A 1410-nucleotide genomic window follows, 5' to 3' on the forward strand; every position below is an offset into this window, starting at 1 on the left:
AACCAGCACGGTCCGGACGCGTTCCGCTTCTACACCAAGACCAAGACGGTCACCTCGCGCTGGCCGTCCGGCATCAAGGACGGGGCCGAGTTCGTCATCCCGACGATGAACTAGCCGGACGCTTGTCTGCTTGCGCGTCCTCGCCTTCGGCTGCGGGGCGCGCGGGCCGGCATCAAGGACGGGGCCGATTTCGTCATCCCGACGATGAACTAGCCGGTCGCTTGTCCGATAGCGCGTCCTCGCCTTCGGCTGCGGGCGCGCGGGCCGGCATCAAGGACGGGGCCGAGTTCGTCATCCCGACGATGAACTAGCCGGACGCTTGTCCGCTTGCGCGTCCTCGCCTTCGGCTGCGGCCGCGCGGGCCGGCAGGACCACCCAAAAATCTACGGCCCGAGTCCCCTGGCGGGCCGTTTATTTTGCAAACGCTAATGTGATGGAACCGGCGAGGGCGCCAGGACTTAGAGCTACGATCCTGCCCTGGAGGAGGCATGGCAGGCAACCAGAGCGCCGACGGCTGACCGTTAGCATCGCATCGTCGGGCGCAAGGAGGTGTCCGATGGCACAACGTCTTATGTCCATGCTGCTATGCGCCGCGGCGGCGCTATCGATAGGGCCGGCGAATGCAGCCGGGCAATGTGCGGCACGCGCCGACATCGTCAAGGCGCTCGGCGAGAATTTCCACGAAAGCGAGGCCGGGCGTGGTCTGATCAATCCCAACGTGGTGCTTGAGGTGTTCGTTTCCGAACAGGGCAGTTGGACCGTCCTCGCCTCCGACACCAAGGGCCAGAGTTGCATCCTGTCCGTGGGCGAGGGCTGGGACAGCCCGACGATCAAGGCGGCCTTGCCAGGAGCCTGAGGCGCATCGCGTCTAAGCGGTTCAGGCGACGCGTAGGCTTGGGCATGCACTGTCCTGAACCGGGGTCGGTGTCTGGCGGTACGCTTCAACGTGTGGCGGCCGCCTCGGCATGGGCGCGCAGCAATGCCATCAGCCGCTTGGCATCCTTCGCGGCGGCTTCCTCGTCACCGTCGACAATCGAGCGGATCAGCGCGACGTGATGCTCGGCCGATTCCGCCAGGCCGGTATCGGCCTTGTAGCGGAACCAGAAGCGGCGGCTGTGGGTCTGCAGCGGGGCAGCCAGCCTGGCCGCGAACGGGTTGTCGGCAGCCCGCGCCAGCGCCTCGTCCAGCGTCTTGTCGGCCTGGATGAAGGCAAGCACGTTGCCGGAGATGACAGCCTTCTGCATGGCAAGCGCGGCATCGTGGAAGAGGTCGGCTGCGTCGCGGGTGACGAAGCGCGCCGCGGAGCGGGCCAGCACCACCTCGACGCCGCGGCGCGCGTCGAGGACGCGCAGCCAGTCGCCGGGGTGCAGCGGCGCGATGGCGATGCCTGCGCGCGGCCGCACGTCGAGC

General features: G+C 67.4%; 2 protein-coding genes. One reads left to right on the top strand and one right to left on the bottom strand.

All coding sequences use genetic code 11. The annotated features are described in order from the left end of the window. Window positions 1–556 precede the first annotated feature (556 nt). On the top strand, window positions 557–856 hold the full coding sequence (locus FJ980_RS31575; RefSeq protein ID WP_140517526.1) for a hypothetical protein: 300 nt from the start codon (window positions 557–559) through the stop codon (window positions 854–856). A gap of 85 nt (window positions 857–941) precedes the next feature. Here the strand turns inward: FJ980_RS31575 and FJ980_RS31580 are convergent. Continuing rightward, window positions 942–1410 (bottom strand): FCD domain-containing protein (locus tag FJ980_RS31580; RefSeq protein WP_140547434.1); only part of this gene is annotated, 469 nt, incomplete at its 5' end.

This window comes from Mesorhizobium sp. B1-1-5 (genome assembly GCF_006443065.1).
GTDB lineage: Bacteria > Pseudomonadota > Alphaproteobacteria > Rhizobiales > Rhizobiaceae > Mesorhizobium.

What these genes read in the sequence shown, in the direction of transcription:
- FJ980_RS31575 (WP_140517526.1), top strand. Translation starts at nt 557, where the DNA reads ATGGCACAACGTCTTATGTCCATGCTGCTATGCGCCGCGGCGGCGCTA.